This window comes from Hanstruepera ponticola (genome assembly GCF_012931685.1).
GTDB lineage: Bacteria > Bacteroidota > Bacteroidia > Flavobacteriales > Flavobacteriaceae > Hanstruepera > Hanstruepera ponticola.
On sequence record NZ_JABANC010000003.1, the window covers coordinates 156,023 to 179,535 of the forward strand.

Genomic DNA, 23,513 nt, shown 5'->3' on the forward strand with positions numbered 1-23,513 from the left:
TTTCTAATTTTATAATTGTAAATTTAGGGTATGAATAAACAACTTATCCTAAACAAAAGACCAAAAGGCATGCCAGATAGCGATACCTGGTCATTACAAGAAGCACCCATTCCTGAAATTGAAAATGGCGAACTACTTATACAAAACCATTACATATCATTAGATCCTGCCATGCGTGGCTGGATGAATGATTCAAAATCCTACATAGAACCAGTTGCATTGGGTGATGTCATGCGAGCAGGTACCATAGGAAAGGTAATTAAGTCAAATAACAACAAATTTAACATCGGTCAAACTGTTACGGGTTGGGGAGGTGTGCAGCAATATACCATCTCGAATGGTGAAAACTTATATCAAGTAGATGATAGCCAAGTTCCTATGACCAAATTCCTAGGCGTTTTGGGTATGCCAGGCATGACGGCTTATTTCGGTATTCTGGAAGTTGGCAAAATCCAATCTGGTGATGTGGTAGTTGTTTCAGGTGGAGCAGGAGCAGTGGGTAGCGTAGTCGGCCAAATAGCTAAAATTAAAGGGTGTTATGTTGTTGGTATAGCTGGCGGAAAGGAAAAGTGTGATTATATTACAAACCAATTAGGTTTTGATGCTGCGATAGATTACAAATCGCAAAACGTTTTTGAAGCTGTAAAGGAAACCTGTCCGAAAGGGATTGATGTGTATTTTGATAATGTGGGAGGTGAAATACTGGAAGCTGCTTTATCCAGACTTCGAAAAAAAGCTCGCATAGTTATTTGTGGAGCTATTTCACAATACAATAAAATTGATGATATGAAAGGACCACGTAATTATATGTCCTTATTAGTTAATCGTGCTACCATGCAAGGTATGGTAGTTATGGATTATGCCGATAGATATCCAGAAGCTATGCAAGAAATGGCTGGTTGGATGCAACAGGGTAAACTTAAAAGTAAAGAAACCATTTTTGAAGGTATTGAAAACTTTCAGGAAACCTTTAAGCGCCTATTTACAGGAGATAAATTAGGTAAACTCATACTAAAGGTCATTGAATAACTATAATTAAACGAATATTTAAACATTAATAATACAATTAGATTCATGAAAACCATACTACTCCCAACTGATTTTTCTGAAAATGCATGGAAAGCTATGCAATATGCCCTAGAATTGTTTAAGAATGATACGTGTAAATTTTATATTTTACATGCGTTAGAACCTCAATCTTCAGCACCATCAGCTGGAATCACCTCAAAACGTGCTTATCAAGCTATTCATGATTCCAGATCTAAATCGTCTCAAGAGGATTTAGATAAAGTTTTAAAACAAGTACAAGATTATTCTAATAATTCAAAGCATACATTTGAAACAAAATTAGCCTATGGTTCTCTTACAGCTTCAGTTCAAGGCTATTCTGAAAACAACCATATTGATGTGGTTGTAATTGGAAATAAAGGCGCTAGTGCTATACAAAAGGCAACATTTGGTAGTAACGCAGCGCAATTAATTCTAAAATTATCGTGTCCTATTATAGCAGTTCCTGAAACTGCTAATGCCAATAATATTAATGAAATAGGATTTACTACAGACTATTCTATTGAAAATTATGGAGATGGTCTTTCTCTACTTAAGGAAATAGCGCTATCAAGTAACGCGAAATTGGCAGTGGTTAATGTGGTTAATAAAAATTCAGGACCTGTATCAGATTTAGAAGCTAAAAGAGCCATTCTAGAAAAGGCTTTAAAGCCAATAACTCCGGAGTATTATACACTAACTGATGTATCAATTGAAATGGGAATTCACGTGTTTAGCGAGAGTAGAAAAATTGATATGCTAACGCTCATAACAAAAAAACGAAGCTTTTTTGAAAAACTAACAACTAGAAGTCATAGTAAAGCTATCAGTCACAATTTAGATGTACCATTATTGGTTTTTGACCAAAGGTCATTTTAATTTTACAATTTAAAAACACCCATTATTCTAATAAAAAACGCTCTAACATGTAGTTGTTAGAGCGTTTTTTTGAGGGATTAATTAATAATATATAATGTTTTTCTTATTGGTTGTTGCTCTCCAACATCGCAAAAAACTTATTGATGTTTGGCAAGATTACAATACGTGTACGTCTGTTTTTTGAACGGTTTTCTTTAGTATCGTTATCAACCAATGGTTGGTAAAAACTTCTACCAGCTGCAATTAGCTTTTCTGGAGCTACGTCAAAATCTTCTTGTAATTTCTTAACTACTGATGTAGCACGCAATACACTCAAGTCCCAGTTGTCCTTTACAGCTGCACCAGGTACCATAGTTTTATTATCAGTATGGCCTTCTACCATTACTTCAAGACTTTCTTCTGAATTAATAACATCAGCTAACTTCTGTAATATACCATCTGCTTTATTACTCACTCGGTAACTACCTGAATTAAATAGCATTTTATCAGAAATTGAAATCATAACTACAGTTTCATTAATATTAATGGCTATGTCCTCATCTTCATTCATATCACTAGTGTCCATAGATTTACGCAAGTTATAACCAACCGCCAAATTCATAGAATCCTTTAAAGTTTTAGCTTCAGCTAAAGCAGCTGGATCCACATGCTTTAAGGTTTCATTCATTTGCTTACGCACATCATTAGAGATCACCAAGTCATCACCAACAGTTACGAGTTTAGCATCATTTTCTTCTGTAAGGGAATTAATTTTTGAATTGTAAGTGTCAATTCTAGCTTGAATTTCGGCAAATTTAGCTTCTAAATCTTCTTTCTCAACTTTTGTTTTGGTCAGTTCGCTTTTTATTTCACCATTTTCTTGTTGTAAAGCAACATACTTCTTTTTTGATACACACGACATTACAAACAGTCCGGTTAGTACAAGGATTGAAATTTTCTTCATAATTGTTTATTTAGTTTTTATGGTTTATTATATCTACGCTCAAAAACACATATTAGACGTTGAAATACATTTTTTATATTTTTTTTAACAATTGCATTATGGCAGCACAACTTTATATATATTTATAGAACCCAACCAACAGATGGTTTATGAGAAAAGTAGAAGCAACCATTTCCATTCAATCCAAGCCTGAAAGCATTATTTCAGCGTTTGTAAACCCTAGTTTGTTAGAAAAATGGTGGCAGGTGGAACGCGCTTTTATTGATACAGAAGTTGATGGTATTTATGCTTTAACCTGGCAAGTAACCAATAAAGGTTTTGGTTATATGTCAGTTGGAAACATCAAAACCTATAATCCCAATATGCAGCTAGTGATTGATAACTTCACATATTTCAATCCTGAAAAGCCCATATTAGGTAATATGACTCTAACGGTTATTGCCAAACAAAATGGCGACCAAACAATATTATACTTATGCCAGGAAGGGTATCAAAAAGGACCTGATTGGGACTGGTACTATGAGGCCGTTAAACAAGCTTGGCCAGAGGTGCTCCAAACTCTAAAAACCTATTTAGAAAAATAGTAGGGGAGTTACCTTAAAATGTTAAAACATCTTAAATTGCTTGACTTCAAGCCGTGAGTGCATTATATTATAATAAATCAAATCCATATATTTATTATGAAAACTACACTATATATATTTTTATTATTTTTTTCAATAAGCACTTTTGCTCAAGATCCTATGTTGCAAAAACCAGACATTAGTTTAGATGAAAAGGCAAAAGCCTTAACTGTTGAATACAATAAGCAATTGGGATTAACAAGTGATCAAATAGGCTTGTTTGATATTAAGGTAGAAGAGTTCTTAATCCGAAGAGAAAAAATTGAAAACACACTCCAAGGTAAGGAAAAGTTAAGAGCACTCTATGCCTTACAAGAACAAGAAACAATTGAAATGCAAAACATTCTTACACAACCACAGATGGATGTTTACAAAAAAGTACGACCAGAAATACAACCACTAGAGGTCGTAAAGAAAGAGAAAAAATAACCTAAGCGCTTAACTGTCTTTGTTTAACCGTTTCTTTTATATGTAGCAAACTATTGACTACAGCAACCAATTCAAATTTCAAAAAGTTTTTATTCTTTTTACTAAAATGATTGATGCAATGTGTGTACAAAGGTTTACTGCCTTTTTTAATGGTCACAAAATAGGTGTCCTTTTCAGCATCTAGAACAATAGAACTTTTATAATTGCTCTCCAGTAAGAACCAATAAGATAAACTGTTTATCTGATTAAAAAGTGATAAGTTGGCTTCCATAATTGTTAAGTTTAATTAGGCTTGGGACCTTGTTTCTATATTCAAGATACAATCTGGAGCGAAGGACCTTCAAAAATGTTTGACATAAAACCGTTTTTTTCGTTAAAAAACAACAATTTACCGTTCGTCGATAGTTTTTTGGGCTACCACCACACTACAAAAATCCGTTCCATGCTACCATCTGGATGGCGTATCCAAACCAAAGGTGAGCGCTGCGATTGCAGTAGTGCTTCCAAACGGGAAATAAAGAGGGTATAGGGCATCCAATTAACATCGTCGTGCGCCATGGTAAGCCAATCCATCTTTTCTGGCAAGTAACATTCACAATAACGCAAGGAGGGAAGCTGCTCCTTGTTATAATAATAGCCTGCTATACAGGCCTCATTTAAAATAGCGTCATGTCTATAGGTCTTATCAATGGGCACAAATAATTGCGCTTTAAACAACAACTGTTGAGATAGATTTTCTGCATGTAGTTCTAGTTTGTCCAGATACGGTTTGGTACAAGCATGATATAATAAAGGAAATTGCTTGGTTTGTAATTTGTTTAGTTTTTGAATGAAACTATCCTTACGGTTAGGACCAATCCAATGATCTAATACTGTAGTACCAACCGTAGAATCATACAAATAAAACTTGTAAACTATTTCCAAATGAATTGCATGATCAAGAGATTGTAACAACATATCAATCTCACCAATGGTTTGCTTATCGTTTTGAATTTGCAAACTTTCAGCCAGCAGCTCTATACCTGTTAATTGTTGTAATTCACGACTCACAAAATGCTCCACGCGCTTACCTAAACGTTGGGGTAAATACTGTAAATCCACAGCAGGTAAGGGGTTTGCCAATTCATAGTCAAAAGCTTTAAGACCAGAAACAGCAGCACCCAACCATAAGTTGGGTGTTTGTCTAAAACCATGATATTGTAATACTGTGTTATCTGTCAATGCTTTAGCTGTTATACATGCTGAATAAAGTACATAATACAACCCAGTTGTTAATACGTTTTCATCTGTTCCTTACGTTTTCGTATTTGGCTCTGTAATTCTTTTATAGTATCACTTACAGCATCTTTAAATGTTTCTTTAGACGATTCAGCAAATAAACGCGGACCTGGAGCACTCAAACGAATACCGCATTTTTTACCAGTTTCGTCACTGCTAGTATTTTCAATCTTAAAAAAGATATCAGCACGAATAATAAATTCGTTGCGATTAAATATTGGTTCCAATTTTTCTTTTGTAAATGTTTCTAGTGCATCGCTTTGCGATACATCATGGTATTCAAATATGGTTTTCATGTTTTTTGTTTTGTTACAATGTAAGAACAATCTGTGAATGGTAGTAATTCGATTACGAATAATATTAACACGTTTGCTTTTAGAAATAATTTGACTACAGGGAAGTATCGAACAGGAAGAAGATATGTAATTCCTAGATAAGGGACTAACAACTCTTTAATCAAAAAAATCTATTTTACATACTAACTAGTAGCGAACATCCAGTGGATGTTTGATATCTAGATACAAAAAGTGGAAGTGAACACTGCTATACAAAAAAATTCTATTTTACATAATATAAATTATAGTACAAATGTATATTAAGTGAAATGGTGAATACTTCAGTATTTGATATAATATCAGATATAACTTCACGTATGTGAATTATATCGTCAGATATTATGTCACAGCCATTTTGTTCTAATTTATTATAAAAGAATTACGCATAGCTTGGCTATTTGATCATAATCATAGATATAATGCCTTTAGGCTTATATCGTTCATGATTATGTCAAAGTAATTCTAATTCTTCTGATATTCTAAAAATCGCGTATTCAATAAAATATCAACAAAGAATGGTTGTACGCTATTCTCATGACAATACTAATACCAGAATTCATCCAAGTAACCCAAAAAAGACGTTTTTTATACCTTATTTTATTTTTTCCCCATTAAAATTATAATTTGTTCTTCCTAAAAATTTACCGTCTGCATTGTAGTTATAAACCGATTTAGCAATACCATTTCTGTCTACAGTCTTTTCTCCTATTCTATTGTAAAATGTAATACTTTCTCTCGTCATATTAGGCCTGTAGGTTATTTTTCCGTAAGCTCTTTGCTCATGAGGATATCCTAAAACATTCATGTAGTAGATACGAGCTGGCTTCCCATATTTATTAAAAGCTCTCCAATTTATTTTTGCTAAATCAAATCTTGGGTGCAAAAATAGATTCCCTTTTTCATCGAGAAACTGTTCTTCAAAGAACATTCCATCTTGATTGAATTGAAAAATTACTGCGGCATAACCATTCTCACCATTTACTACTTTACCATTTATAGCAAGGTTTTGTCTGTAAAGGGTTAAACCATTTTGATCGTAAGCGAAATTAACTATTGGAAAGCCATTACCATCAGGAATTGTATCATTGGTTACTGAAAATTGAATTTCTGTGGCTAATTCATTTTTTATATTTCGGGTAACTTTTGAATATGCTACGCCTTCAGTCACTAAATTACCTTTGCTGTAGTTTTCTTTCTTAATCCAATAACCATAAGTGTTTAATAAATATTTTCTTTCATCTATTCCTCCTGAAATACTAACATATTCGCCTTTTGTGTTCTTGTATTTTTCAATAAAATGATCATCAAAGTAGAATCGTTCCAGTTCATGTGTTCCATAATTTCCGTGATTACTTTTCTTGCCTTCAAAAAAGAATTTGACGCTTTGTAATCTATCGTGATTGTCAAACTCAACATAATATCCATACATGTTTTGTAATTCATCTTCACTAATTTTTATACTTGGTTTAACACTTCGTTCGGTATGATCTATATTCCAATTCATATAATAACCCGATTGTTGCGCATAAATGAGTTGTATAGATAAACATGTTATTAATAATATAATCTTCTTCATTTTATTGGTTCGTGTTATGGATAGCCCTTCATTATTTTTAACTAAATACTTTATTCAATTCTAAAAATATTATCAGTATAGTTTTCATCAGATCGTGTTCCATAGGCATCTATAGCTACATAAACAGGTTCTTGATTTACTGTTATGATAATCTGTGACGTATCTTTATTAAAGATGTAATTTGATGTATAAATAGGCTTTTCATTTAAACCATATTCTTTTGGGTGTTTTGAAAACAATCCTATTTTTATGGGTTCGTTAATGTCAATCTTTGTTTCACTGCCATCTTTATTGGTTTCAAACCTTTCAGAACTCACATCAATAACAACCTCAAATTGATTGCTTGATTGTTTTTTGGTTACTGATGCAGTCTCAATTTTTAAATCGTAAGTAATGACACGCTTAAACCAATCATCAATTAAATCATGATATTCTTGAGGTGCTACTTTATAAATTTCGTTTAAAAATGCCACTGAAGTAACTTCTAATTGAACTTGATCTCTATATTTTTCTGTTAAATTTTTTATCACTTTATTCACAACATCTTCTCCAATTAATTCCCTTAAGGCCAGCATAACAGTATAATTTTTCCCATAGGATAAAAATCCTTGTCCACTAACTTGATAAATTGGTGGTTCGACTTGGGTGTCATAAGTTCGCCAGGTAAAATATTTTTTATTGGCATTACGGCTTAATTCCCAAATAGCCGATTTTCCATACATGTTTTCCATGACAACAGCTTCAGAATATTTTGCAAAACCTTCAACAAACATCGAACCGCCTTCTACGGGTTTTGGTCCTAGTATATGACCAAACCACTGATGAGCCACTTCATGAATAGTACGCTTGGCTACTAAATCAAAATCTGTGGAGTCTCGTAAATCAACTAAATGCAACATATCTTCTGTCATACTAATAGTACCAGGATGTGCAAATCCTCCAAAACTCCAATGCGATGGTATTTGCGCAATACGGATATGTTTAAATGGATAAGGACCAAAATTTTCGGTACAATAGTTTAAGGTATTTATAGTGCTCTCCTCTATCCTATTATTGTTATAAGCGCTTTCTGGCATAAAATACTGTTCAATTTTAATACCCTTGTGTGTTGTGCTATGCACGTCATAATTTGCTGAAAAGTAGCCCATGGTTGGCATGATTAAAGCTTCGGAAGCATACTCATAATAGTTTCTATTAGTATCACGCCATTTTTTAATAAGTTCTCCAGATCCTAGAGCAATTTGGTTATGCTCTGTAGATACTACAGTTTTATAATACACACGCCCTATACTACTTTGTGTTGTTACAATATGATCTTCAGAAATGGTTTCTTCTTCGCGTTCTGGCAAACCTCTTTCTTTACGTTCTAAAGGATTAGAAATCTCCAATGCTGTTCTGTAACCTAAAGCGGGTTCAAAATCCCTGTGCTGAATATAAGTTCCATTTTTAACAATGTTTTTTGATGTTTCAAAACCTTTTAATTGTTTATCAACTATATAGGTGAACAGCAGATCGTCATTAGGTCTAATAGGTGTCTTAAAATCAAATAAATAGGTTCCTAGATCCTTATTATGTTCCACTAGTTCGCCTCCGGCTAAACTGATGCTCTGTAGTGGTTCTTTTTCTGTAATTAAGTATTGCTTTAATGTTTTTGAGCTTTTATTCTTTAGAACATATGTTGCCCTAACGACATAGCGACTGTCTGATGGATAAAGATCGACTTCGGTTTCCATTTTTATAGGAAATAAACCTCTTAAATCTTCATATTTCTTAAATAAGCGCTCGTAGTCCTCTCGCAAATCCAAATGCTCTTGAGTTGTGATATAGTCAGTTTCTACATTTGTATTGTAATATACGGTTGCTGCCGATGTTCCAAATAATAGTAATAAGGATGTTAAAACCATAGTAGATTTTTTACCCCAATTGGATACCATAAGTTTAAATCTAAATTTTAAACTTGTTGACACACCTCTTTTCCATAGTTTAAATGACAGGAAAGCCAGTAAACTTGCGAATAACAACCAGTAAACCGCTAAATAATTATAGCCTTTTACAATACCACTAAAACCATTCATTCCAGAGAAATTAATATTTGGCAATTTTCCTAATAAAAGCATAGGGTGTTGTAAGCCTATTGATGATGATAATGAGGTTCCCAGAAATACAATTATTAAACCTGTAATTCCCATGCCTAAATATTTATTAGGTATTAAGGATTGAATAACTAAAGCCAAAAGCGCATAAAACACAAAAGTTAATCCTGGGTTATAAAAAAGTGAAAGATATAGGTCTATTTCAAAGTGATCATAACCAAATACACCTTGCAATAGCATGGCTATTAAAGCTCCCATAACAATCAACACCATTGGTAAGCCCAGTATAGCTAGAAACTTTGACAAGAAAAATGGCAGGTTTCTTGTTGGACTACTATCTATAATACCATTAAAATGTAAACTGCGCTCTCTCCAAACTATCTCACCACTATAAAATATGATTAGTATATAACTTAAAAATAACAACGGGTCTACAAAAAGCTCAATGAGCTTATACATGGCTGGGTATAAGCTGTCATTGTAAGGACCACCTTCTACAATTCTTGAAAAAACTTCTATAATTACAATTGTAATCCATAATAAAACCACACCAATAAACGGCAAGCTTTTCATACTGTTTGTCATCTCAATCTTGAACAGCGATATAAATGCGCTTATTTGTGATTTGTAAGTCGTATTTACAGCTGCTTTATGATACGGAACTGTATTTATAAGCCCGTTATCTAGACTTATTTTTTTCTTTGTTTTTTTCTGAATGGTTCTAAATGAAAACAAACGATAAGTCACTAAAAGTGTGATTACGCCAACTAGCACCCATAATAGTCTATTCCACATAAAATTGCCAGCAAACGCAATGTATTTACTATTCTTCTCAAAAACGGTCCAGAACTGTGTCTGTTCGAAAAGCGCAGATAATCCAAACGGATCTAATAAGGCTGCCATAACATAACTATCAGCTGACATTTGCGTTGAACTAGCCATAATTGGCGAGTTTAAAAATAACGAACAGAGAAAATACAACGCATAAATTAAAATGGCACTGGCATAAGTAGCCACGTTACTTTTTGTTAAAATACTCACCGAAAAAATAATGGCAGTACATATAAAAATATTGGGTAAAACTATAATGAGTAACGTCCATAAGTAATCTGCAATATGAAAAGCATTTACCAATTCTGGATCTAAATTAGGAAACAACGTGGTTATAAAAAATCCTAATAAAAAAGAGGAAAAGGATAATACACTTGCCATAAATACACCTAAAAATTGACTCCAGAAATAATACTGTTTTTTTACAGGCGTACTAAATATTATGGGTTGCATATTATAGCGACTGTCTTTTAGCACACCGCTAATAACAAAAAACATGATGATAAAAACGGCACCTAATGTTAGAATACCAGTAATTTCAGTAATGGATTGTGGTGAATTGTAAATAGAAGTGCCTCTTCCATAACCTTGCCTACCAATTTGAATTCCAATTATTAAAAACAAAAGTGAAAGGAAAAGAAAAGCTCTTTGTTTAAACTGATACCTTATTTCAAATTGAATGAGTTTATTAAACATAATATTGCGTTTTTTTGATTGATTAATGTGTTGCTAGCGTGGTAAAATAAAAGTCTTCAAGATCTGCTCTTACAGGAGAAAAACCTTCTTCTGGTTTAGTATCTGACAAGACCTTTATTTGAGTTTCTCCCGAGACTAACGCCGATGAAATAACAGAGAATGCATTTTTATAAGCTTCTAGGTCTGTTTTAGATATAATTTTAGACCATATTTTGCCCTGAATACCCTGTACAAGTTCTGCAGGATTTCCGGTCACAAGTATGTTTCCGTTAGAAAGAATAGCCATATTCTTGCAGAGATTATGTACATCTTCAACAATATGAGTTGATAAGATGACAATAACGCTCTCACCTATTTCGCTTAATAAGTTTAAGAATCTATTACGTTCTTCTGGGTCTAATCCAGCAGTAGGTTCATCTACAATTATTAATTGCGGATTACCCAAAAGTGCTTGGGCTATGCCAAATCTTTGGCGCATACCACCTGAAAAAGTAGCAACCGCTTTTTTTCGATGTTGGTATAAATTAGTTTGTTGGAGTAAACTTTCAACTTGCTGTTTTCGCTCCTTGGTATCAATAATACCTTTTAAAATGGCTAGGTGATTTAGAAGTTTTTCTGCTGATAATTTAGGATACACACCAAATTCTTGAGGTAGATATCCCAAGTTTTCGCGAACATATTGTGGTTTTGATATAATATCAATATCATTGAATGTGATGGTTCCGTTCGAGGGCTCTTGCAAGGAGGCGATTGTTCGCATTAATGATGATTTCCCAGCACCATTAGAACCAAGTAATCCAAACATACCGTTTGATATGTCTAACGAAACATTTTTAATAGCTTCTACGCCATTAGGGTATGTTTTACTGATGTTATTAATTTTTAATGTGTTCATTTTTATAAGTTTCTTAATTGTGAGACAAATAAAATAGGAAACAAAACATCAAGAAATTAAAAAGGATACACAACTAGCTTTGGGCTATAAACAATTTTGTTTTTAGGTTAAGACTTGGTTTAACTCAAAAAAAACGGTGTTCATGCAAATTTTTATACTGTACATCAATATAATTGTGTTTAGACAGTAACATTTGTAATTTCGCCTAATGATTAAGTTTTTAAAAAAATATAAAGCCTTTTTTATTGGTTTAATAATTACCAGGGTTTTAGCATTACTTTTGGAATACAAGGGCGTTATTATTATTGATGATGATGAACATCTTACTAATATATTGGGATTTCTGTTTTACTGGTTTTTAATTTCAATTCTTATTCACAAAATCGCCTATCTCAAAGAACACATAAAAACTATTATTAAGGTCATAAGTCTTATGCTCTTCTTAATAGTCATACTCGTTATAGACTCTAATGCTGATATGCCAGATAATCCGGTTACCATCCTGTTACTCATGGTATTCTATTTGGCCATTGTTTACGTGATAATACCAACATTTTTTAAAAAGTACAAAGTAGCTATACTCGCTACCTATACTTTGGCATATTCGGTTTTTCTTTATTTTAGACTGTTTTCAGATAGCTTTGAATTGTACAGACAGCAAAGCAAGGAATTGTTTATTCTCTTTCTGTTGCCAATCCCCATTTTTGCCTCATTGTGGGCTTACCACCAATGGAAATGGTTTCAAAATTTAAAAAGTGAAAAGTCAAAAGCCGAATTAGCCATGCTGCAAGCACAAATGAATCCACATTTCTTTTTTAATACCTTAAATAACTTATATGCATTAACCATTAAGAATTCTGATAAAGCACCTGAAGTTATTTTGAAATTGTCCGATATGATGCGCTATACTATCTATGAAGGTAAAAAGGACTTTGTAACAATTCAAGAAGAGATTGAGTATTTAAATAATTATATAGAATTACATAAAATTCGTTATAACAAAGAGGTTGATATTCAATTTAACCATGATGTTGATAACGATTTAAAAATAAAACCCTTACTATTCATTATCTTACTAGAAAATGCCTTTAAACATGGTGTTGAATCCTGGCCTAAAAATAATGCATACATTCATATGAATCTGGCTTATACAAATGATTTTATACAATTTGATATAGAAAATAATTTCGATGGAACACATAATAACGATGTTGGTATCGGGCTGGAGAATCTAAAAAGGCGCTTACAATTATTGTTTGGAAAAAACTATACGCTTTTAATTCATAAAACGGACAACACCTATAAAGTAACCTTAAAAATACCACCACATGCTTAAGTTTATAATTGTTGATGACGAACCGCTAGCTCATGAAGTCATAACGGAATTATGTAACATGATTCCGCATATAGAAATGGTTCATAGCTGCTTTAGCGCTATGGAAGCTATGCAGTTTCTTAATGAAAACAAGGTGGATTTTATGTTTTTAGATATTAATATGCCCAAACTAAAAGGTCTCAACTTCCTAAAAACCTTAAGCCAGCCTCCAAAAACCATTATAACTACCGCTTATAAGGAATATGCTTTAGAAGGTTATGAATTAAACGTAGTCGATTACCTTTTAAAACCCTTTAGTTTTGACAGACTGGTAAAAGCCGTAAACAAGGTTTCAGAGTTACAGACATCTAAAACGGTAATACGAGAAGTTTCAAACAGCAATACCAATCCTTCTAGCCTATTTGTTAAAGGTGATAAAAAACACCATCAAATAGAATTAGACAACCTGCTATATATTGAAGCCTACGGGAATTATACCAAGCTATATCTAAAGGATGACATGATTGTAAGTCATGAAAAAATATCATTTTATGAAGCCCTTTTAAATCCTACGCATTTCCTACGCGTTCACAAATCCTTTATCGTTGCCATTGATAAAATAAAATTTATTGAAGGCAATCGTATAGTCATACAGGATCACAAGATACCCATTGGTCAAACCTACAAAAGTAATGTAAACAGGCTATTTAAGATTTAATTATATACTATCTAAAATATAAACTGAAATCGTAGATTCAACAAAGTTAATCTAGTTAAGCCTAACAAAATTGAGTAACTGTCATTCTGAACTTGTTTCAGGGTCTAAAATTCGATAAAATACCAACAAAAAAACCGTTTGCGTGATTGTCAAGCATTAGCGTTTCTTCACAAATCAAAATAATCAATACCTATTAATCGGTATCGTCAAAAAACTATCCGTATACCATTTAATCTTTAAAGGTTTTCCAGCATCTTGAATAGTCTCGTCACTCACAGCTTTTCCAGTTCCGTAGTTTATTTGCGAAAACGGATGCTTAATACCATTAATAACAACAACTATACGACTCCCTTTTTTTAGTTTCTTACTGGTCATTCTAAAATTACTAATCGGTATGGCGGTCTTTTCATTTGGAGTCAACAAGTTTCTGTGTTCCTTGTCTTGAGACATACTGGCTCGTGTTGTAAATGGTAATGTCAAACTAAAGAATTTCCCATCTGCGGTTTGTTCGTATAGTAACACATTACAATCAAAATCCTTTTTATTGATAGCCACATTTAAAACGCCTCGTATGGCTCCAGTAATTTCCACATCGTCATCAAAGGGTTCTGTAGCAAACGAGAAACCTTGACCAACCGTTAGGGTTTCCGATACAATACTACGATCGCCACTTAAATTCCAGGAAAACTGACTGCGATCAGACATATCAATGGTTTGTTCTATATAATTGGTGGCATCAGCACTTTTAGCTAAACTAAAGTGTTCGTTTACACCCAGATTTCCGGTATCATAGGTCGATTTAAACGCCACACCAGAACGCTGATTACTAAAATATACCTGTAACGAGTCCGTAGCCAGTTTATCCAGTGAAGCTACATGTTTCCAGGTATTTGCACCCATTACTTGATAATTAATTTTATCCTGTAACAATGTGGGTTTCTGGGCATCTTTAAATATGTAATCAAACCATTCAAAAATTAAATTCTTAATATCTATCTGCGCTACGGAATCAATATCATACCCTAGAATGTGCTTTTCGGGTAATTCTTGCGCCCCAAAATGAGAATAAGGCCCTATCAAAAGGTAATGCTCGGCATTAGGATTATATTGATAATGTGATTTTAAATAGTGCATGGTCCCAAACTGCCCACCATCATAATACCCTGTAGTACTTAAGATGGGTATATCAATTTTAGAAAAATCGGCTTGATTATAAAGTGTCATACTTTTCCAATAACTATCAAATGTTGGGTGCTCCAGTGTCTTATTGAATCCGGGATTGGGTTCAACATCTAAACTATCCAAACGCTTATAGGCCACACCATCTTTATACCAATTAAAGTATAAATCATTCCAGCGTTTCCCATTATAATATGAAACGGTATCCAACGTTTTATTATTCGTCACATAATGCCACCACGGATAATGAAAGTTAAAATAGACTCCATTTTCCATAGGTTCAGCAATACCTGGAGCTGCAGCAACCGACGGCACAATCGTTTTTAAGGCTGGATGCACAGCTTCCTTCATGGATGCCCACTGTACAAAACCAGCGTAACTACCACCATACATCCCCACTTCAGCATTGCTCCACGCCTGCTTGGCAATCCAATCTATAACATCGTACACATCCTGACCTTCATGAACATAAGGCCTTATCTCGCTCGGACTTAAGTGTTTCCCGCGGGTGTATGATACCACACCTACATAGCCTTTATCGGCTGCTTCATAAGCCCTGTTTATGTCTTCTGTACGCGTATATATGGTATGAAACAGTATGGCTGGCTGTGGTTTTGTTTCCGCTTTGCTCCTAACTATTATGGCAGATACTTTCGCACCATCTCTGGTGGTGATTAATACAGAATCCTGCACCAAATAGGCTTTGCCATCTCTACTTACGGTTCTAGGCTGTTGCTGTACGTCTGTTGTCGAGTTACAGGAAACCAACCCGACTAACAGTAGAACAAATGCGACCTTTAATAATTTAAATGCTGTCATGGTTATGGATTGGTTTTATTTTGAATATTCAATTAATTCTTCGGTATAAGAAAATCCGTCTTGCACTTGGGTCATTCTTATAAAGTTCTTGACTTCTGGAGCATACACCCACACTTCATCTGTTTGGGCACTATAACCCCTTGAATTGGAAACGGTTCCCTTGTATTCTATGGTGTAAGCCATAAATGTCCCTGCTCCTACGGTTTCTTCTTTATAGGATAGCACTTCTACGTCCTGACTTTGCTTTCCGGTAGTACCATCTTGACTGGTCCAGTCTTTTTCATAGGTCCATGTTTTACCAACCTCCAAAGGCCATTTATAGCGTGGTGTGGCACTCGTTTCAGGCTTTACAATGTCAGACACCAAAACGGTATCCTTACCTAAGGTCATGCCTAATGCGCCATTAATAGCAACAATACGTCTGGTGTCGGTTCCATCTGATCGGACTTCGCCTGCATCAGTAACGCCTTTATATTTCCACACCCACTTCTCGCCTAGCGAATAATCAGACAATACGGGTTGCTTCGTCACGGTTACAGCCTGATGACTCTTGCAAGATGCCAAAACCAATAGTGTTAAAGCCACTATGAATGTTACAATGTAATTCTGAATAAAAAAAGGTTTCATAATTCTAGTTTTTAATGATTAATGACACAAAGTAAAGGTCATTAAACGTGGCAAAAAACAAAAAGTACAGGAGCGTAACATAACGACATTAAACGTCAATAATTGAGGCATTTTAACCTTACAAACTATTCCAATTTCGAAACTTAACCGACTGACGGCTAGATACATCTATCGTTTCACCTGAAGTTAATTGAATCTGCAACCTATTATTAAAATGCGGATGAATCGCTTGTATATAATGGGTATTGATTATCTGACTTCTATTCGCTCTAAAAAATACCGTAGGATCCAGTTTTTCCTCTAATAGATTTAACGAACGCTTAATCATAGCCTTCTGCTCACCAAAATACAAGCGTGCATAATTCTCCAACGATTCTATATACCGAATCTCAGACAGTGGAATAAAATAACAAGCCTCTCCATCCTTAATAAATATCTTGCGGTGCATGGGCAACACATCGGGAGTGGCCTCACGTTTCTTGAGCAGTTCCTGTTTTACCTTGGCTATGGTTTTGGCAAAACGCTCGTCGCGCAAGGGTTTAACTAAATAATCCAAGGCATTCAACTCAAAGGCTTTAACCGCATACTGGTCATAAGCAGTTGTAAAAACCACTTCTGGTACCGTACCCAGTTCCTCCAATAAATCAAAGCCAGACTTTTCAGGCATATGGATGTCCAGGAAAATAATGTCGGGCACTTCGGTTTCTATCAGTTTAAGAGCTTCATCTACATGCGAAGCCTCCCCGACCACATGAAATTCTTGGTGTGGCTTTAAAGCACGCTTTACCTCTTCTCTGGCCAAACGCTCATCGTCTATAATTATAGTTTTAAATGTCTTCATGGGTATTTAAAGGTAAAATAAGCTGCGCCTCTACAGTATGGGCATCCCGTGCTCTTAAGGTGCAGGTTGCTGCTGTTTTATATTGTAAGTCCAAGCGTTCTTTTAAATTCTTAAGCCCTACGCCTTTCGTGTTTGATGCTGTCAATTTTCCAGGGTTTTGTACGCTAATGACTAGCGTATCGTCTTGTTTACTAATGTCCAATCGTACAATACCACCTTTAACCGACTTATCAATACCGTGTTTAATGGCATTCTCTACTAGTAATTGAATACTTAAGGTTGGTATTTTAATAAGCTCTAAACTGTGGTCTAGCGTAATGTCTAGAGATAAGCGTTCTTCAAAGCGTAGTTTCTCCAATTCTATATAATCGCTTACCAAGGCCAGCTCGTCCTTAATAGTTATTAAATCGGTATTGGTTTCATAGAGCGAGGAGCGTAATAAATCTGATAACAAATCTATGGCCCGTCTGGCTTTACTGGGGTTCTCCTCTATTAGTGACTTAATGGAGTTTAACGAATTGAATAAGAAATGCGGATTCAATTGCGCAGAAAGATTATCTAATTGTATCTGTTTGGTTAAAATAGATAGTTGGGCATTTTCTTGAGCCGTAGCCACCTCTTTTTGGTAATAATGGTATAGGTGATACGCCAGAATCCAGATGGACATTAAGCGTAAACCCGTAAGTAAAATAGGATCCCAATACACTAGGGCTTGCCCAAAATCTTCAACCTCGCCGGCAATAGCCGTCCAATAGACGTACCATTTTATATTGTTTAGCAACACATATAACACAGCCAAAACAAGGATGCTGGGTACTACCCTATACAGCAATTTCTTAAGCGGCAATGCGTTCCAGTGTCTATGTAAAGCAAAGCGCCTGTAACCATGCGTTAAACAAATACCAATGGCAATATCCAGCACATAGTTTATAAACGTGTAAAACACCCCATAGTTATCGCGTGTATACACCGTATAGGCCCAATAGATGGACACCAGGCTCCACCCCAGGAGCTGACAGGTCCAATACAGTGAAGGCTTGGTCTTACGGGTATGTGTGGTATTGCTACTAGCCATTATGAAACAAAGCAACAAAATACTTTTTAATAGTAAAAATAAAAGTACAGGAACGTCAGTTTTTAGGTATAGGCGTAAGTAGCAGAATATAACGGCATCTCACCCCATAAACATATAACCCAACGATTGTCATCCTGAACTTGTTTCAGGATCTATTATTCCATAAAAATACCCACAAAATTTATTGTTAAGCATTTCTCACGTATTTGAAATAAAATTGTAATTATCGTATATTTATTTGAATATCAATAAGTAATGGAATCATTATCCGATTTAACTTTAGAACAATACGGACTCATACTAATCGTAGTTTCCGTTATTGGGCTTTACATAATTTTACTATTGGTAAGCAATGATTACAAAAAGCAAAAATGGATAAGCCATTGGAAAGCTCGCCGAGATTACTACCGGAACGTCTACCTAAAATCCGATGCCTGGCGTCGTAAACGCTATGTGGTATTCAAGCGTGATAATTGGACCTGCCAATACTGTGGAGCTCGCGCCACCCAAGTACATCACAAACGCTATGCAAAATACCAGATTGGCAAAGAACCCATCAAATGGCTCGTGTCAGTATGCAAACCTTGTCATGATAAAATTCATGATTAAAATGAACGAACATCAACCCGTTCCTCCAAAACTCCAATCAAATCCCTATCATAATAAGTGTACACATCCTTTATCCCCAAAACCATAATCTTACCATAGCAACCACTACCAAAAACCGAAACAAGCGCCTTACGGTGCTTCTCCTCCATCACCAAAACCCTATCCGCCCAATCCAATTGCGCTTGGCTAACATACGTAGTCCCAAGCTGCTCACAAACACGCTTATTCGTCCCAGCCGAGTCAAAATGCATATCAGGATATTTGGCACTAAAATAATCATCGGCCGTTTTAGACCGATCCTTATTTCCGCTACAAACAAACAGGATATTGGGCATGAATATTAATTAATATTTAGAAAACTAAATAAAATAATTATTTGACTGATTCCCTAAAAAACTCATATATCATTACCATTGCTAATGTATCTAACTCACAATACATTAATAATGCTTTTCTTATTTCTAGTCTTTCTGCATCATTCATTTCTTGAAATTGTAATTTTGAATATGCAATTAATGCAGCTCCACCATTGTCAATTCCTTCTAAATCTGACATTAAACTATCTAATTCATCCTCACTCCAATCATCGAATAATTGTGGTAAACTTTTATACGGACTTATAACTTTATCATTTTTGTCAAATTCAATGAATACTTTATCATCATTAAAATTTAAACTTGTTAAAGAAATCTCTTTTATAGGTTTAGAATACTTATTTTTTAAATATTCACTACTGTTCAAAACTGCTGGTAGCACTGCCTTTATAGAGTTAGAGCCTTTTGTTTGAGGGTCATAATAGTATAACTTAACCATTTCACATAAATCTATCATATCCCTATCTCCTACCCAGGAAATAGCACTTTCATTTTTTGAATGGCTAATAGATTGTATAAAATCAACTAATTCTTCTTTGTCCTTTTCATTTGAAGATATTAATTGTAGATAGATAGCATTAAGAATAGTGTTTTCGTGATAAGAATATTTAAATATACTTCCATCATCAAAAGACAAAGATTTTTTTAAGTTTCTTAAAAAATCAAAATTCGGAAAACAACCTGCTTCAGAGTTGATATATTCAGATTCGTGAGAAATAGAACCGTCTTCCAAAACTTTATGATGTGAAAATTGAAAAGCAATTTGCTCATAAGGCTTTTTCCCTTTATTAAATGGTATTGCAACTGTTGAAGTTTCAAAATCAATAAAATGTAATGGAAATTTCCAATTTCTCATTTCTAATTTTAATCCATCGATATCAATATAAGGAGTATTATCATTTTCCTTTACTTTACTTATTTGTAACCACTGCCTTTCTGATAATGATAATCCATTAAGTTTTGGTACAATTGTTATATCATCTTCAGTTATATCTTTCATTAAATATAACCCTTCTTCGATCAATTTGGATGCAAGTTTAAAATTACCCACTTCATAAACTTTTGGCTCATTAGTAATCGCATAATTAGATATATTTACTTGTTCTTTCCAACATTCAATATATCCGCTTTTTAAACTGTCATTATAAACTGTTGTATAGAATTCACAGTTTTTGCATTTCACATTGACTGGAGAGTTTATTTTTATATCCTTTGAATAATACTCCGAAAATAGAGAAATAGCCTCTATAAAGGATAATGACTCATCATATTTATATACTCCAGACTTTATATTAGAAATAATTGTTTCCACAGGTACTTTAGCTAAAATAGATTCTCCAATATCATCTTTAGTAGTTCCTTCTTTAACAATTATTCCTGTACGGTTATTCGATTTAGATGTTACTTTAAATTTTTGATTTAAGCCATCAACAGTTGCTGTTTTACTTTTATCAATTAGTAATAAGAAAGGCTCGATTGTCCAATTAGAAAAGGCATTTTCCATTACATAATTTTGAAAAGCAATATCAAATAAATATGCTTTCCATTCACTTCGAAGTCCTCCCCTTTTCCCTAAAATCGAATATTTATCATTAGAATTTATGGATTTCGCTTTTACTTCAATTAATTCTACAGAGTTACCTTTTTTTACCAAAATATCAACTCTAATAAAACAATTATTATACAAAAAAGCAGGTTCATAAAGAATGATATTTTCTTGCTTCAACAATTCATTAGTTTTCTTCACTAATAAATGATAATCCCATGGATTACCATCAACAAGCGTTCCTCCATCATATTCTAACCTTGCCAATTCTTCTAACTGAAAACCACCTTGTGCTAATGCATCTAAGAAATCATCTTCCTTCTTTTGATTAGCATATTCGTTTTTATTTGTATAGTAAAGCTTGGTTGGACATTCCAGCCCTAATTTAAACCTTGATTTTGATAAGTATCTTTTCATTAATCTTAATAAAAAAGTTAGCCCCAGAAAAAGCTAACTTTGTGACTGTCTTTTTACGGACATATCAGGATGCTTGTGTGTGGCAATATAAAATTGCAAAAATTATCTGGTGCATCCCTTTATTGTTTACGAATATGGTTCCAACGAACTTTTTGAATTTAATTCTTCAACTAAATTGAAATTATTCCATTTAGTAAACCAGTATTTTTGTTTTTCAACAAATTTAATAAACTCATCTTTTTCACTGCTTGGTATACCAAATAGTGTTAATATTTCTTTTTTAAATTTATTGTCATCTTCTTTTAGATAAGGACAAGATACTAAATCAAAAAACAATAATACTAATTCAGAATACTTTGATCTTTCAGTTTTTTTGATATTCTTTATTTTACTTCTAATGGCATTTTTAACCATTACTTTAAGTCCTTTATAGATTACAATATCTTTGAAATAAAACAGTAACACAGTAATTACAAAATAATTAATGTCATTTTTGAATTTATAACGTTTTGGACTATAACTTAAATTCTCAGATGTCATTATTTCATCTAAATTTAAATATTTAACCAATTGTACCGTAGTTAATCTATAATCTTTTCCAAGCTCTTTTAATACTATTAGCAAATAAAGGGTTTCAATTTGCAAATTCTCATTTAGTTTACTCTTATCTAATACTAATATAATTTCATCTAGTACTTTTTTAAATATTTTCTCTTGATTGATTTTATCAAATTGATTTAGCAGATTGTATTTTATTTTACCCTTAGAGTCTTCATAATTAAATCTATATCTTTTCTTAAATGTTTTATTAACAATAGATAAAATATTTACAAGTTTTATCGTTGAATTTACTTTTGGAGACACACCATAAAGGAAAAACACAAAATCAAGAATTTCTTCAATATATTTCGTAAATTTTGCTTCTTGTTTAATTAGCTTTTTTTCTTCTTTTTTAGTCAGTAACCCATTGAATTTTCTTTTTTCTAGTTTTCTTTTATGCTCTTCATATTTCTTAATATTTCTCGTTAAGCTACTTTTATAAATTGCTAAAGTATAATTCATTATATCTTTATAAAGAACATTTGACTCAACAACTATTGTTTTAAATTCTGTAATTAATTTATTTGAATTGCATCTTATATCAACATCACTAACCTTTATCTTTTTGTCAGGAACAAAATTTGCGTCGTCTTTCTTATCTTCTGGAATTTTTTTATCTTCTTTATCTTTATCCTTTTTGATTTTAAATTTAATTTTATTCTTTAAAAGATTTACAATTTTATTCTTTGCTATTGTTATTTCTGTTATCAGCGGCTTTTCATATAATTTCGTCTTAGAATCATTCAAAGACATTTTGTACTCTTTTAAATTAATTTTATAATTATCTAAAACTTCATCTTTAGTTTTTCCATCATTATAGAAAACAAAAAAATCGTCGACATATCTATAAATTTCATAATCAACTTTATGTACTAAGCCTTTTTTTCTTAATTTTTGTTCAATCTTTTTATCAATTTGCTGCAAAATCAACTCTGCAAAAATTCTAGAGAATTCAGGGCCAATAATTATTCCATTTGTTTCACCATAGTTAGTATTCTGCATAAACTTATCAAACTTTCCAGCAAAAGTATTTGAATCACGATTCAAGTTGTTCTTTACAAAATCTTTACTTATAATTGCCCAAGAAAGTGAGTGAGTATAGATACTGTCAAAACATTTTGCAATATCAAATTTGAACATTTTGTTATACTTTTTTTCTGCTCTATGATAAATATAGTCTTCATAAAATTTATAGATATTGGAGTATAATTCATAGGTAAAAAAAGTTTTTAAATTTTTATATTCTTTTCCGCTTTCTTCAATAAAATCATCTTGATTTCCTTTTTTTGTTGCACCATCATTTAAATAAACAAATTTTGCTATGCTATTAGGTTTTCTGATTGAAAAAGGGCTTTGTTTGGAGTAATAAACAATTAGTTCTTTAAATTCTTCATAAAAAGAAACTAATTCAATTTGGCTCTTCGGATGTGGTATTGCTAAATCACGAAAATCTTTTTCTTTATGAGTAATTTTATAATGAAAAGCTATTTTTCTTAATTCTTTCTCATTCAGTTTTAGGGTATTATTAGTTGAAGAAGAAATGTCTTTTATATCAAATAAAATGGATAGTAATCTTTTTAAAACGTCATCGTCTTTACATTTTATCCAACTTATGGAATCGTCTTTTAGTTTAATTTTATGATTAACTAAAAATTCATAAAAATGACGATTTGAAAAAATAATTGGTGTTTCATAGGGAAGCACATCACTTAATACAGCCCTTTCTATCGAGTAACTAATTGGTTTTTTTGATATACTTTTTCTCATT

21 protein-coding genes are annotated in these 23,513 nt (G+C 33.1%); 7 read left to right on the forward strand and 14 right to left on the reverse strand.

The window, feature by feature from the left end; all coding sequences use genetic code 11:
• The first annotated feature begins 30 nt into the window (after positions 1 to 30).
• Together HGK31_RS09505 and HGK31_RS09510 are read left to right on the forward strand one after the other, a co-directional pair.
• Positions 31 to 1,029, forward strand: coding sequence for an NADP-dependent oxidoreductase (locus tag HGK31_RS09505; protein WP_191859537.1), 999 nt, complete (start codon positions 31 to 33; stop codon positions 1,027 to 1,029).
• Positions 1,030 to 1,074: 45 nt separating this feature from the next.
• Entirely contained in the window at positions 1,075 to 1,926 is an 852-nt protein-coding gene (locus HGK31_RS09510; protein WP_191859538.1) for a universal stress protein, read from the forward strand.
• 103 nt (positions 1,927 to 2,029) lie between these two features.
• Here the strand turns inward: HGK31_RS09510 and HGK31_RS09515 are convergent, their stop codons facing one another.
• Positions 2,030 to 2,869 (reverse strand): OmpA/MotB family protein, encoded by an 840-nt coding sequence (locus HGK31_RS09515; protein WP_191859539.1) that lies wholly within the window; start codon positions 2,867 to 2,869, stop codon positions 2,030 to 2,032.
• A gap of 149 nt (positions 2,870 to 3,018) precedes the next feature.
• On the opposite strand from HGK31_RS09515, the gene HGK31_RS09520 reads away from it, so the two are divergent.
• Together HGK31_RS09520 and HGK31_RS09525 are read left to right on the forward strand one after the other, a co-directional pair.
• On the forward strand, positions 3,019 to 3,453 hold the full coding sequence (locus HGK31_RS09520; RefSeq protein WP_191859540.1) for an SRPBCC family protein: 435 nt from the start codon (positions 3,019 to 3,021) through the stop codon (positions 3,451 to 3,453).
• A 96-nt stretch (positions 3,454 to 3,549) separates the two neighbouring features.
• The gene (locus HGK31_RS09525; RefSeq protein ID WP_104733796.1) at positions 3,550 to 3,921 is read left to right on the forward strand and encodes a hypothetical protein; all 372 of its coding nucleotides are present in this window, start codon (positions 3,550 to 3,552) and stop codon (positions 3,919 to 3,921) included.
• A 1-nt stretch (position 3,922) separates the two neighbouring features.
• On the opposite strand, the gene HGK31_RS09530 is transcribed toward HGK31_RS09525, so the two are convergent.
• The 6 genes from HGK31_RS09530 to HGK31_RS09555 form a co-directional block, all read right to left on the reverse strand.
• The gene (locus HGK31_RS09530; RefSeq protein ID WP_104733795.1) at positions 3,923 to 4,192 is read right to left on the reverse strand and encodes a hypothetical protein; all 270 of its coding nucleotides are present in this window, start codon (positions 4,190 to 4,192) and stop codon (positions 3,923 to 3,925) included.
• Between the two features lie 143 nt (positions 4,193 to 4,335).
• The gene (locus HGK31_RS09535; protein WP_191859541.1) at positions 4,336 to 5,142 is read right to left on the reverse strand and encodes a DUF1853 family protein; all 807 of its coding nucleotides are present in this window, start codon (positions 5,140 to 5,142) and stop codon (positions 4,336 to 4,338) included.
• Positions 5,143 to 5,192: 50 nt separating this feature from the next.
• Entirely contained in the window at positions 5,193 to 5,495 is a 303-nt protein-coding gene (locus tag HGK31_RS09540) for an HPF/RaiA family ribosome-associated protein (protein WP_191859542.1), read from the reverse strand.
• Between the two features lie 631 nt (positions 5,496 to 6,126).
• Complete coding sequence (locus tag HGK31_RS09545) at positions 6,127 to 7,110, reverse strand: hypothetical protein (RefSeq protein ID WP_191859543.1); 984 nt, start codon at positions 7,108 to 7,110, stop codon at positions 6,127 to 6,129.
• Between the two features lie 50 nt (positions 7,111 to 7,160).
• On the reverse strand, positions 7,161 to 10,730 hold the full coding sequence (locus HGK31_RS09550; protein ID WP_191859544.1) for an ABC transporter permease/M1 family aminopeptidase: 3,570 nt from the start codon (positions 10,728 to 10,730) through the stop codon (positions 7,161 to 7,163).
• Positions 10,731 to 10,752: 22 nt separating this feature from the next.
• Entirely contained in the window at positions 10,753 to 11,625 is an 873-nt protein-coding gene (locus HGK31_RS09555; protein ID WP_191859545.1) for an ABC transporter ATP-binding protein, read from the reverse strand.
• A gap of 208 nt (positions 11,626 to 11,833) precedes the next feature.
• On the opposite strand from HGK31_RS09555, the gene HGK31_RS09560 reads away from it, so the two are divergent.
• Both HGK31_RS09560 and HGK31_RS09565 read left to right on the forward strand, forming a co-directional pair.
• Positions 11,834 to 12,961, forward strand: coding sequence for a sensor histidine kinase (locus HGK31_RS09560; RefSeq protein WP_191859546.1), 1,128 nt, complete (start codon positions 11,834 to 11,836; stop codon positions 12,959 to 12,961).
• Positions 12,954 to 13,658 carry a LytR/AlgR family response regulator transcription factor gene (locus tag HGK31_RS09565; protein WP_191859547.1) on the forward strand — a complete coding sequence of 235 codons (705 nt, stop codon included), beginning with the start codon at positions 12,954 to 12,956 and terminating at the stop codon, positions 13,656 to 13,658. Before HGK31_RS09560 ends, HGK31_RS09565 begins: the two co-directional genes overlap by 8 nt.
• Before the next feature lie 183 nt (positions 13,659 to 13,841).
• Here HGK31_RS09565 and HGK31_RS09570 read toward each other — a convergent pair whose 3' ends face one another.
• The 4 genes from HGK31_RS09570 to HGK31_RS09585 form a co-directional block, all read right to left on the reverse strand.
• Complete coding sequence (locus HGK31_RS09570) at positions 13,842 to 15,656, reverse strand: CocE/NonD family hydrolase (RefSeq protein ID WP_191859548.1); 1,815 nt, start codon at positions 15,654 to 15,656, stop codon at positions 13,842 to 13,844.
• Between the two features lie 15 nt (positions 15,657 to 15,671).
• A complete protein-coding gene (locus HGK31_RS09575) occupies positions 15,672 to 16,283 on the reverse strand; it encodes a hypothetical protein (RefSeq protein WP_191859549.1) in 612 nt (203 codons plus the stop codon).
• Positions 16,284 to 16,401: 118 nt separating this feature from the next.
• Positions 16,402 to 17,124 carry a LytR/AlgR family response regulator transcription factor gene (locus HGK31_RS09580; RefSeq protein WP_191859550.1) on the reverse strand — a complete coding sequence of 241 codons (723 nt, stop codon included), beginning with the start codon at positions 17,122 to 17,124 and terminating at the stop codon, positions 16,402 to 16,404.
• Positions 17,111 to 18,214, reverse strand: a complete 1,104-nt coding sequence (locus HGK31_RS09585) for a sensor histidine kinase (protein ID WP_233451059.1) — start codon at positions 18,212 to 18,214, stop codon at positions 17,111 to 17,113. Before HGK31_RS09585 ends, HGK31_RS09580 begins: the two co-directional genes overlap by 14 nt.
• 240 nt (positions 18,215 to 18,454) lie before the next feature.
• Here HGK31_RS09585 and HGK31_RS09590 point away from each other — a divergent pair, with 240 nt between their 5' ends.
• The gene (locus tag HGK31_RS09590) at positions 18,455 to 18,808 is read left to right on the forward strand and encodes an HNH endonuclease (protein WP_191859551.1); all 354 of its coding nucleotides are present in this window, start codon (positions 18,455 to 18,457) and stop codon (positions 18,806 to 18,808) included.
• Here HGK31_RS09590 and HGK31_RS09595 read toward each other — a convergent pair.
• The 3 genes from HGK31_RS09595 to drt3b form a co-directional block, all read right to left on the reverse strand.
• Positions 18,805 to 19,143 (reverse strand): phosphotyrosine protein phosphatase, encoded by a 339-nt coding sequence (locus tag HGK31_RS09595; RefSeq protein ID WP_191859552.1) that lies wholly within the window; start codon positions 19,141 to 19,143, stop codon positions 18,805 to 18,807. The genes HGK31_RS09590 and HGK31_RS09595 overlap by 4 nt on opposite strands.
• 37 nt (positions 19,144 to 19,180) lie before the next feature.
• Entirely contained in the window at positions 19,181 to 21,145 is a 1,965-nt protein-coding gene (locus HGK31_RS09600; protein ID WP_191859553.1) for a DUF2779 domain-containing protein, read from the reverse strand.
• Positions 21,146 to 21,271: 126 nt separating this feature from the next.
• On the reverse strand, positions 21,272 to 23,512 hold the full coding sequence (gene drt3b / locus HGK31_RS09605) for an antiviral reverse transcriptase Drt3b (protein ID WP_191859554.1): 2,241 nt from the start codon (positions 23,510 to 23,512) through the stop codon (positions 21,272 to 21,274).
• Between the last annotated feature and the right edge of the window lies 1 nt (position 23,513).

Excerpts from the sequence above, each read along its gene's own strand:
- HGK31_RS09505 (WP_191859537.1), top strand. The coding sequence starts at position 31 with ATGAATAAACAACTTATCCTAAACAAAAGACCAAAAGGCATGCCAGAT.
- HGK31_RS09510 (WP_191859538.1), top strand. The coding sequence starts at position 1,075 with ATGAAAACCATACTACTCCCAACTGATTTTTCTGAAAATGCATGGAAA.
- HGK31_RS09515 (WP_191859539.1), bottom strand. The coding sequence starts at position 2,869 with ATGAAGAAAATTTCAATCCTTGTACTAACCGGACTGTTTGTAATGTCG.
- HGK31_RS09520 (WP_191859540.1), top strand. The coding sequence starts at position 3,019 with ATGAGAAAAGTAGAAGCAACCATTTCCATTCAATCCAAGCCTGAAAGC.
- HGK31_RS09525 (WP_104733796.1), top strand. The coding sequence starts at position 3,550 with ATGAAAACTACACTATATATATTTTTATTATTTTTTTCAATAAGCACT.
- HGK31_RS09530 (WP_104733795.1), bottom strand. The coding sequence starts at position 4,192 with ATGGAAGCCAACTTATCACTTTTTAATCAGATAAACAGTTTATCTTAT.
- HGK31_RS09540 (WP_191859542.1), bottom strand. The coding sequence starts at position 5,495 with ATGAAAACCATATTTGAATACCATGATGTATCGCAAAGCGATGCACTA.
- HGK31_RS09545 (WP_191859543.1), bottom strand. The coding sequence starts at position 7,110 with ATGAAGAAGATTATATTATTAATAACATGTTTATCTATACAACTCATT.
- HGK31_RS09550 (WP_191859544.1), bottom strand. The coding sequence starts at position 10,730 with ATGTTTAATAAACTCATTCAATTTGAAATAAGGTATCAGTTTAAACAA.
- HGK31_RS09555 (WP_191859545.1), bottom strand. The coding sequence starts at position 11,625 with ATGAACACATTAAAAATTAATAACATCAGTAAAACATACCCTAATGGC.
- HGK31_RS09560 (WP_191859546.1), top strand. The coding sequence starts at position 11,834 with ATGATTAAGTTTTTAAAAAAATATAAAGCCTTTTTTATTGGTTTAATA.
- HGK31_RS09565 (WP_191859547.1), top strand. The coding sequence starts at position 12,954 with ATGCTTAAGTTTATAATTGTTGATGACGAACCGCTAGCTCATGAAGTC.
- HGK31_RS09570 (WP_191859548.1), bottom strand. The coding sequence starts at position 15,656 with ATGACAGCATTTAAATTATTAAAGGTCGCATTTGTTCTACTGTTAGTC.
- HGK31_RS09575 (WP_191859549.1), bottom strand. The coding sequence starts at position 16,283 with ATGAAACCTTTTTTTATTCAGAATTACATTGTAACATTCATAGTGGCT.
- HGK31_RS09580 (WP_191859550.1), bottom strand. The coding sequence starts at position 17,124 with ATGAAGACATTTAAAACTATAATTATAGACGATGAGCGTTTGGCCAGA.
- HGK31_RS09590 (WP_191859551.1), top strand. The coding sequence starts at position 18,455 with ATGGAATCATTATCCGATTTAACTTTAGAACAATACGGACTCATACTA.
- HGK31_RS09595 (WP_191859552.1), bottom strand. The coding sequence starts at position 19,143 with ATGCCCAATATCCTGTTTGTTTGTAGCGGAAATAAGGATCGGTCTAAA.
- HGK31_RS09600 (WP_191859553.1), bottom strand. The coding sequence starts at position 21,145 with ATGAAAAGATACTTATCAAAATCAAGGTTTAAATTAGGGCTGGAATGT.
- drt3b (WP_191859554.1), bottom strand. The coding sequence starts at position 23,512 with ATGAGAAAAAGTATATCAAAAAAACCAATTAGTTACTCGATAGAAAGG.